Genomic DNA, 8,261 nt, shown 5'->3' on the forward strand with positions numbered 1-8,261 from the left:
CATTGCATCAATGTTCACTTATTGAACATGCTAATGACCTTTCAATGGATTTGCAACATTCGATATGGCTTAGCTGTTATCAATGCTCTCCTATTGATCATCGGACTTATAAGCATAGTGGTAGTAGCCGTATCCATAACCGTAGCCGTAATAGGCGGACGCGCTGCGTTCAATAGCATTGAGGATGCAGCCTTTTACGATTACACCTGCGCTTTCAAGCTGCTGCAATGCTCGCTCAATTTCTTTCGGGTTGTTTTCCCGGAAACGCGTGATCATCAGTGTGGCACCCACTTGCTTACCAACAACAGCGGCATCGGTCACCGCCAATGCAGGTGGAGTATCAATTATAACCAGGTCATATTCCTGTCCCACCGAGTCGAGAAACTCGCTAAATCTTTTAGTCATGAGAAGTTCTGAAGGGTTGGGTGGCGCAGTGCCCCGTGCAATGTAATCCAGTGTTTCCAGCTCAGTGTGCCGAATAACCTGGTCGCGGGGTGTATCGCCAACCAGAAAATCACTTAGCCCCTGCTCGCTGACGCCGTTAAATGAGCGGTGGATATGCCCTTTGCGCATATCGGCATCAATCAACAATACCCTCTGACCTCCCTGCGCACAGATGGCAGCCAGATTGGTGGAAATAAAACTCTTACCAACAGCCGGGCTAGGGCCCGTTAGCATCAGGCGATTGTTGTTAGCCTCCAACATGGCAAAATGCAGGCTGGTGCGCAGACTTCTTAGCGCCTCAATCGCCAGGTCGCTGGGGTCCAAAACAGCAAGCACGCCGCCTTCCGAGCGACTGTGGCGACGTCGTGAAAGGGGACCGCTAACTTTGTCACCAAGGTGTTTCCCCAATACACGACTGAAGCGTTTACGTGTTTTGTGGGCCGTGAATCGGTCAAACAGCTTTTGCTGTTTTTCGGACAAAGGCACGGTGGCGTAAACCTGCAGTCCCAGCGCCTGCAGTTCTTCCACCGAAGTTACACCGCGGTGCAGCATATGCCGCACCAGTACCACCATCAGGCCCAGCATCAGACCAGCCATCAGTGAAATAACAATTATCAGATTGGTGCGCGGCGCGATTGGATTGTTGCTGACTAGCGCGTTATCCAGAATACGCACATTACCTACCGTGCCGGCCCGCGCGATACGCAGCTCCTGAGTAGCATTTAGCATCTGCATGTATATCTGCTGTGATACTTCAACGTCGCGGTTCAGGCGTAATACCTGACGCTGGGTCTCGGGCAAGGTATCGACCTGTTGCTCTAGGCGGTTGCGCTCACCGACCAGTTGGCGGCGTTTTTCAATCAGCGCCTGGTAGCTGGGATGACTGGGCGTAAAGCGCTGCGCCAGTTCCGATTCCTGAATCTGTAGCGCATTCAACTCGCCCTCCAGCTCAACCAGCCGTTCCAGCATGCTGCGGGTTTCAAAGTCCAGGTCCACACTGTCCTGGGTGGCGCGGTAGTCATTGAGGCGACTCTCGGCCGAGTTGAGATCATCCTGGATCAGCGGTGTTTGCTGTTCCAGAAACTCCAATCTACTCTCAGCTTCCGCTGCTTGGCGATTGATGTTCTGAACCAGGTACACATCGGCAATCGCGTTCAGTGAGCGCTGGATCTCCTGCGGGTTAGGTCCAGTTAGAGTCAGCTCCAGGATACCAGTGTCACGTCCGCGCTGGTTGACCGCAAATCGACTCTGCAGGTATCGGATCATCTGCGTTTCGCTGCGTTTGATCAGCGTAAACTCAACATCGTTTGGGGCGGCAATCCGCTCCACCAGCAATTCGACATACGGTTGATCCAGGCGCAGCCACTCGCCAACCTGACCATTGCCCAACTGCTCGCCATCCTGATTACTCAGTGTATAGCTTGTGGGGCCAGTCACTTTCAATGTCAATGGCTGGCCTTGTAATGCCTGTTCGATCAGCAGCTCACCGACGTTAATGCTGTCACCGGCCCAGGCATGCGGCCCGCCCTGCGCCCAGCCAGGCCGCTCAGTACCGCGGCGCACTAGCGCAGCGCCTATCACCGGGAAATAATTGGGCCGGACTACCAGGTCCAGACCCGCCTGCTGGGCGGCCTGCCCCATAATCATCCTTGAGCGCAGAATCTCGCTTTGGGTAGTTGATTGCGTGGTTTCCTGGCCCAGCAGCGCCATATCCAGCGAACCCAGATTATTGGCGCGCTGTTCTACCTGCAGCAGTGCATCCGCACGATATTCGGGTGTGGCCAGCCAGGCATAGGCGGCACCTAACAAGGTGACGAGCAATGTCACTCCTATTATCAACCAACGGTTATCCAGACAGATGGCCAGCAGATAACCCAGATCGATTTCGTCATCGGCGGACCCTGAGTGGCTTGCCTGGCTGCGGCTGGCGGCACGGGATTGTTGAGCGGCTTCAGTCATAACACCTTGTCTACATCTGTTGGGTGATAAACGCTAAATGTTTCTTTTACTTATATCTTGGCAGCCCACAGCTGCACGGCTTCGTCCATCAGTTTGTGTACATGTTCAAATACATCCCGGCTCTTTTTATAAGGGTCGGGGATGTCCTGTCCATTGTTGGCGCGGGTGCCTGCTGCACGGACCCAATGCCCCAGCAGCAGCGACTTGCCCATGGCAGATGGCGCCAACTGTCCAAGCATGCCGCGCTGATTCTGACTCATTACCAGGATCAGATCCGCCCACTGCGCATGTTCGGCGCTAATCTGCCGAGCCTGATGCTCACTCACATCCAGACCGGCTAGCGAAGCAATTTCTGCTGCCGTCGGTTCCACGCCCAGCCCGACCATGGCCTGCAGGCCGGCTGACTGGACCTGCTTCCCGGGTAATGCCCGCTTCAGCAGCGCCTCGGCCACCGGGCTGCGGCAGATATTGCCCTGGCATACGACCAGTATGTTGTTGTACGGACTCATGATGCGATCCCTGCATCGGTGTTCATCACAATGTGCCCACCCTGTCCGCAGTAATCAGCGCGTTCAGGCTGGGGATAATCTGACTGATCACACGGTTCCAGCGGGTTACCGGTGCGGTTGTCACGTATACGATATCCGAGGGCTTAAGCATAAACTGCGCGCCCACTGCAAACGACACGGCGTTTTTAACATCCAGTTGATAGACGGTCGCCAGCTTGGGATTTTCGGCCTCATTGGGGCGGATTACAAAAATGCCTTCGGCATTGGAGGTAACCTGATTCAGACCGCCACTGCGGGTGAGCGCCTCTGTCAGAGACATGCTCATATTGCCCACTGGTAGTGTATTGACGCGATTGAGCTCACCCAACACGAATATAAGCCGTTGGCCAACAACTGGCACATGCAGCACGTCACCATGCTGCAACAGCATGTTCTGGCCCAGACGGCCGTTGTTCAGCATTTCATAGACAGACAGACGAATTTCTTCGCCATTACGTGAAAGCAGGACATCATGCCAATTTGCGTTTTCGGCAAGACCACCGGCGCGGGCGATGGCATCCAGCACCGTCAAAGGCACGTTGGTAATGGTCTGTGGGCCGGGTTCATTGACCTGACCGGTGACATAAGCTCGCTTGGCGTTGAAACGCAGCACACGCACGGCAACCTGAGGCGCTGTTATGAATTCTGCCAGCGGCGTGGAAATCGCTTCGCGGATCTCGTCGACCGTGCGTCCCGCCACCTGAACTTTACCTATATAGGGGTAATAGATGCTGCCATCGTTTTCCACAATGATGCCGGAAAACTCAGCATTGTTATTATTCGAGCCACTGGGATTGGTCAGTTCGGGATGGTCGTAGACAGTGATCTGTAGCACGTCACCGGCAGCGACATAGTATTCGTACTCGGCCAGTTCCTGTTGCAGGCTTGTCGGCATAGCGGCAGCAACGGCATTGCTAAGCATCTGCTGGCGATTCTGGTTGGCGATCAGGTCGGACGTAATGGCGACGACATCAACAGTCCGCTCAACCGCCGCGATATCTTCTTCTGTATCCGCTTGACCTATGCCGCGCAGCCCCGGAAACCAGATACCCTGGTTAACTTCAAACCAGTCGGCCTGTGTCTCGGTACTGTATTGGTCAGGGTCAATGTTGCTGCCGGGAACCAACACGCAACCCGTCAGGGAAGTCAGGATGACAAACAGCGAAGTAATACGGCGTACGTTTCTGATCATTCCGAGGCTCAAGCGTGCTGATTTAATTATGAAAACTCCCGCATTGTAGCCCATTTTTCAAGGGTATGCTGCAGTTTTGCCTAACCCATATGGGTATGTACGGGACTAAAAAGGGGCGATTTGCGTTTACAGGTAGCTGAGGATCTTCCACATATCAAATTTATGCTCCAACTCCGGACGAATGCTACACTTGAAGCCATGAGAGTCTACATCCTGATATGCGCACTAACGCTTTCGGCCTGTGTCGCGACCAGACCCAGCAATGTGTCCAATGTCTGCGACATGTTTGAGGAGCGGCGCGACTGGTACAAAGCCGCTGAACGGACTGAACGCCGCTGGGGTGTACCCGTTCATGTGACGATGGCGTTTATCTATCAGGAGTCATCGTTTCACGCGCGGGCGCGACCGCAGCGTACTCGTTTGCTGGGGTTTATCCCCTGGACGCGACCGTCGAGCGCGCGCGGTTATGCCCAGGCGCTGGATTCCACCTGGGCAGAATATCAACGTGAGTCCGGCAACCGCTTTGCCCGACGCAGTAATTTTGAGGACGCCGTGGATTTTATCGGCTGGTACAACCATTTCTCACCGCAGCGCAGCGAGATTGCCCTGGATGACGCCCGCAATCTGTACCTGGCCTATCATGAGGGACACACCGGTTATAACCGCGGCACCTATTGGGATAAACGCTGGTTGCTAGACACCGCCAATGCGGTGGATGCCAATGCGGAGCGTTATCGAGTGCAGTATGCCAATTGTCGTGAGGAACTGAGCAAAAACTGGTTCTGGCGCTTATTCAGCTAGCGTCTATTGCTGCGCAGTCAAGAGCGCCAGCAGTTCCTGCTCATCGATGACTTTGACGCCGAGCTCGGTGGCTTTATCCAGTTTGGAGCCAGCGCCAGGGCCGGCAACCACCACAGTCGTTTTTTTAGAGACGCTGCCGGACACTTTAGCGCCCATAGCCTGCAGCCGGGCTTTGGCTTCGTCACGGGTCAGCGTCTCCAGCGTACCGGTTAGCACCCAGGTCTGGCCGGCCAGTTCGTCCGATACCGTTTGCGCCTCGTGCTCCGGCCAGGTCACACCACGCTCGCGCAGGTCGGCGATGACTTTGTCGTTTTCTTCATTGGCAAAGAAGTGTGCGATGTGAGCCGCCATAACCGGCCCGACATCTTCCACCTGAATCAGCTCGTCTTCACTGGCCCGCATCAGTTTTTCCAGACTGCCAAAATGACTGGACAGTGCCAGCGCGGTGGCCTCCCCTACTTCCCGGATACCTAATGCATAAAGCAGACGAGGCAGCGTGGTTGATCTGGCTTTTTCAATGGCATTGAGCAGATTGTCTGCCGACTTCTCGCCCATACGTTCCAGAGTCAACAGCTGTTCTTTGCTGAGCGTGAAAACATCGGCCACTGTGTGAACCATGTTGGCTTCGACCAGCTGATCGACCAGTTTTTCGCCCAGACCTTCGATGTCCATGGCGGCGCGCGAACAGAAATGGCGCAATGATTCCTTGCGCTGGGCCGGGCAAACCAGACCGCCCGTGCAGCGATACAGCACATCGCCGTCTTTCTCGACGGGGGAATCGCAGGCCGGGCAATTGCTGGGCATAAGGATGTCGCGCCGCTCAGCTGTGTTAGCTGCACCAGGGACGGCATCAGACGGCATCTTCAGAGACCCGTCCATAACCTTGACGATTTTCGGGATGACATCGCCAGCACGGCGCAGGATGACACGATCGCCGATGTGCAGGCCCAGGCGGGCAATTTCGTCCATATTGTGCAAGGTGGCATTGCTGACCGTGACGCCACCGACAAAGACGGGCTCCAGACGCGCCACCGGCGTGATGGTACCGGTTCGGCCGACCTGGAACTCCACATCGTTAACAACCGTCGATGCCTCTTCCGCTGGGAACTTGTAGGCCATGGCCCAGCGCGGAGTGCGGGCATTGCTGCCCAGTTCCTGTTGCAGGCGGATGTTGTCGACCTTGATCACTGCGCCGTCGATTTCGTAGTCCAGTGAGTCGCGCTTGCCGAGCAGTTCGTTGGCGTAGTCCAGACAGGCCTGATAGCCGGTGACCACATCACGCTCAGGATTGAGCGGCAGGCCCCACTGGCCCAGCAATTCCAGGCTGCCGCTGTGGGAGTCCGGCCAGGAAAGATCGCCGTTTGAGTCAGTGCCATCACCTGAACCCGCACTGACATGTGCGCTGTAGCAGAAAAAATGCAGGGGGCGTTCGGCTGCAATGCGTGGGTCCAGCTGACGCAAGGTACCAGCCGCGGCGTTTCGTGGATTAACAAAGGTGCGCCCCCCTTCGGTGTTACTGGCCTTTTCGTTCATGGCGGCAAAGCCGGACCGGGTCATGACAATCTCGCCACGAACCTCCAGCCGATCAGGCAGCGGGTATTTTTTGTTGTTGTTCAGACGCAGTGGGATATTGCGAATGGTTTTGACGTTGTGCGTAATATCTTCGCCAGTCACACCATCGCCACGGGTCGCTCCGCGCACCAGCAGTCCATGTTCGTAAAGCAGACTGACGGCCACGCCATCGACTTTCGGCTCACAGCTGTAACGTGGCACTTCTTCCGAATCCAGGCGCTTGAGAATCCGAGCCTCAAAGTCGGCCAGATCCTGATCATTAAAGACCTTGGACAGTGACATCATGGGTGTGTCATGTGTCACCTGACTGAAGGATTCAAGGGGTGCGTCTCCGACGCGCTGTGAGGGCGAGTCAGGTGTCACCAGATCGGGAAACTGCTCTTCGATGGCAATCAGTCGGTCAAACAGTTTGTCGTAATCCGCGTCGGGAATTTCCGGCGCATCATACTGGTGGTACAGCGAATTGTGGTGATTGATCAGCTGCCGGAGCTCTGCGAGCTCCTGCTGAGCGTTTTCCCGACTCAGCTCGCTCTTTTGATTATCGCTTGCCATGTTTCAGTTGCTGCAGCTCAAAATCACGGATGCGCTGACGGTAATGTTCAATCGTCTGCGCAGTCATCACGGAACGGTTGTCATCTTTCAGATCCGCATCCAGCGTCGACTGTACATGTTTGGCAGTGGCCAGCATCTGTTCAAAGGCCAGCATGTTGTTGGCCACATTGGGCAGCGTCATAAAGAAGCAGACACCTTTTGTGGTGAACTCATGAATTTCGTTGAGATCAAAGGTGCCGGGATTCAGCGCGTTCGCCACACTGAACAGCACCGGCCCGCCACGGCGATCGGCGTGGCGATGGAAGATGGACATACTGCCAAAGCGCAGCCCGGCGCCCAGCAGGACCTGCAACAGCTCATCACCGGCTATCTCGGTACCGGGGCGCGCCATTACATTGATGACCAGCACTTCGCTGTAACCGGGATCTTCCTGATCATCCTCTTCGTCGCGGCTCATATCGAATGCCAGCTGATTTTCTTTGGCACTGCGTCTGGGCGCGCTGCGGGACTCCTGCTGTCCAGAATTCCTTGACTGCTCCGCACGCGATTGCACAGGCGCCGGCGCAGGGTCGGACAGCTCGTCATAAGTCTCATCATAGGGCTGGTCATCTGCATTAAATGACTGCTCAGCAAAGTCCTCGTCGGCAAACTGATCCTGATCGTAGCCCTGCTCCTGCTGTCGCGCCAGTTCGGCTGCAGCGCGGCGCTCAGCCTCTTCGCGAAGTCGCAGTTTTTCCTCAATGGCAGCGCGCTCTGCTTCCTGTTGCGCCTGTTGCAACTGGCGGGCACGCTCGGCTTTGACCTGGCGCTCAGCTTCCGCTTTGGCTTCTGCATCGGCCGCGGCTTTGGCGCGACTGGCCGCGACGCCGGCCGTCAGGTTTCTGAAGGTGTCGCCTGCCCAGCCAAAGAACCGCCTGGATGCGGGCTCTTCTTTTTCTTCCAGTGCTTCCAGGCGACGCGCGTTATCTTCGTCATCGAAGAGAATATCGATGTCGTCCTCTGGCTTCATGGCAGCAAAGGTATCGTCGTCAGTGGGTTGCGGTTCTGGATCTGCCTCATACTCTGAGTCAAAGTTCTTCGGCATATCATCGTCCTCATCTACTTCTTCCACTTCGGGCTCTGGCTCTGGCTCTGGCTCTGGCTCTGGCTCTGGCTCTGGCTCTGGCTCTGGCTCTGGCTCTGGCTCTGGCTCA

6 protein-coding genes are annotated in these 8,261 nt (G+C 55.9%); 1 reads left to right on the plus strand and 5 read right to left on the minus strand.

Going from position 1 to position 8,261, the window contains the following annotated elements; all coding sequences use genetic code 11:
- Nucleotides 1–90: 90 nt before the first annotated feature.
- Genes QGM61_RS14040 through QGM61_RS14050 form a run of 3 tightly spaced genes read right to left on the minus strand, consistent with a single transcriptional unit; the run spans nt 91 to nt 4,143 of the window.
- Nucleotides 91–2,403, minus strand: a complete 2,313-nt coding sequence (locus tag QGM61_RS14040; RefSeq protein WP_281133336.1) for a polysaccharide biosynthesis tyrosine autokinase — start codon at nt 2,401–2,403, stop codon at nt 91–93.
- Between the two features lie 50 nt (nt 2,404–2,453).
- Nucleotides 2,454–2,912, minus strand: coding sequence for a low molecular weight protein-tyrosine-phosphatase (locus QGM61_RS14045; protein ID WP_281133337.1), 459 nt, complete (start codon nt 2,910–2,912; stop codon nt 2,454–2,456).
- A gap of 25 nt (nt 2,913–2,937) precedes the next feature.
- The gene (locus QGM61_RS14050) at nt 2,938–4,143 is read right to left on the minus strand and encodes a polysaccharide export protein (protein ID WP_281133338.1); all 1,206 of its coding nucleotides are present in this window, start codon (nt 4,141–4,143) and stop codon (nt 2,938–2,940) included.
- 198 nt (nt 4,144–4,341) lie between these two features.
- On the opposite strand from QGM61_RS14050, the gene QGM61_RS14055 reads away from it, so the two are divergent.
- Entirely contained in the window at nt 4,342–4,944 is a 603-nt protein-coding gene (locus QGM61_RS14055; RefSeq protein ID WP_281133339.1) for a transglycosylase, read from the plus strand.
- 3 nt (nt 4,945–4,947) lie between these two features.
- Here the strand turns inward: QGM61_RS14055 and ligA are convergent, their stop codons facing one another.
- Nucleotides 4,948–7,068, minus strand: a complete 2,121-nt coding sequence (gene ligA, locus QGM61_RS14060) for an NAD-dependent DNA ligase LigA (RefSeq protein ID WP_281133340.1) — start codon at nt 7,066–7,068, stop codon at nt 4,948–4,950.
- On the minus strand, nt 7,055–8,261 hold a 1,207-nt coding region (zipA, locus tag QGM61_RS14065; RefSeq protein ID WP_281133341.1), incomplete at its 5' end, for a cell division protein ZipA. The genes ligA and zipA, both read right to left, overlap by 14 nt.

The sequence above is a fragment of the Pseudohongiella sp. SYSU M77423 genome, assembly GCF_029911965.1.
Classification (GTDB): domain Bacteria; phylum Pseudomonadota; class Gammaproteobacteria; order Pseudomonadales; family Pseudohongiellaceae; genus Pseudohongiella.

Excerpts from the sequence above, each read along its gene's own strand:
- QGM61_RS14045 (WP_281133337.1), bottom strand. The coding sequence starts at position 2,912 with ATGAGTCCGTACAACAACATACTGGTCGTATGCCAGGGCAATATCTGC.
- ligA (WP_281133340.1), bottom strand. The coding sequence starts at position 7,068 with ATGGCAAGCGATAATCAAAAGAGCGAGCTGAGTCGGGAAAACGCTCAG.
- QGM61_RS14040 (WP_281133336.1), bottom strand. The coding sequence starts at position 2,403 with ATGACTGAAGCCGCTCAACAATCCCGTGCCGCCAGCCGCAGCCAGGCA.
- QGM61_RS14050 (WP_281133338.1), bottom strand. The coding sequence starts at position 4,143 with ATGATCAGAAACGTACGCCGTATTACTTCGCTGTTTGTCATCCTGACT.
- QGM61_RS14055 (WP_281133339.1), top strand. The coding sequence starts at position 4,342 with ATGAGAGTCTACATCCTGATATGCGCACTAACGCTTTCGGCCTGTGTC.